1 protein-coding gene is annotated in these 822 nt (G+C 27.9%); it reads left to right on the top strand.

All coding sequences use genetic code 11. From position 1 onward, the window contains the following. The first annotated feature begins 282 nt into the window (after window positions 1-282). Complete coding sequence (locus tag J5G60_RS18545; RefSeq protein ID WP_150359089.1) at window positions 283-771, top strand: metal-dependent transcriptional regulator; 489 nt, start codon at window positions 283-285, stop codon at window positions 769-771. The last annotated feature ends 51 nt before the right edge of the window (window positions 772-822 follow it).

The raw sequence follows: 822 nt of genomic DNA on the forward strand, positions 1-822 counted from the left end.
CCGCAGGCTCACTTGTGTATAACACACACGTAAATATATAATTTTTTTTTTTAATGGTCAAATTTTAATTATGAATTATTTAGCCGGCTGTAGTGGGGAGGAGTTTCATTTTTGAAACTGAAAAATCAGTTATGTTGATAGAAAATATATTACAGATCATTTTTGTTATATTTATATGTATTATACCTTTGAGTTTATTAATTCTGGTGTGGTGTGATGTAAGAGAATTTATTGAAGAAATACGGAATATTCATAAAAAATAGCAATTTGTAGGAGAATAATATGACAGATGGAGATTTTTTTACTTTTAGTGAATATATGAAAAAGGAATATGATGTTTTGACAGCATCTATGGAAGATTATCTTGAAATGACTTATAGATTAGCTTATAAAGAAGGTTTTACAAGGATTCATGAACTGGCAAAGGCCTTGAATGTGCAGCCTCCTTCGGCTACAAAGATGATTCAGAAACTTGCTGAGTTAAAATTTATAAAATATGAGAAATATGGTATAATAATTCTCACAGAAGAGGGCAAGAATATGGGACAGTATTTGCTGAACAGGCATAATATTGTGGAAAGTTTTTTAAAAGTTATTGGCATATCGGAAAATGTATTAGAACAAACAGAAAAAGTGGAGCATACCATAAACAATCAAACTATAATGCATTTAAAGGATTTTATAGACTTTGTGCATACAAGACCTGATGTAATTGAAGATTTTATAACCTTTAGAAATAAAAGAGCTATCTTAAATAAGAATTCTAAATGAAAGATACAATACTTTATTAAAACTTATTTTATGATATAATCATTTTATAAT

It is taken from the genome of Clostridium sp. HV4-5-A1G, assembly GCF_900184915.1.
Taxonomy (GTDB): Bacteria; Bacillota; Clostridia; order Clostridiales; family Clostridiaceae; genus Clostridium_B; species Clostridium_B aromativorans.

Bases quoted from the DNA above. Each gene is read 5' to 3' on its own strand.
- J5G60_RS18545 (WP_150359089.1), top strand. From the start codon at position 283: ATGACAGATGGAGATTTTTTTACTTTTAGTGAATATATGAAAAAGGAA.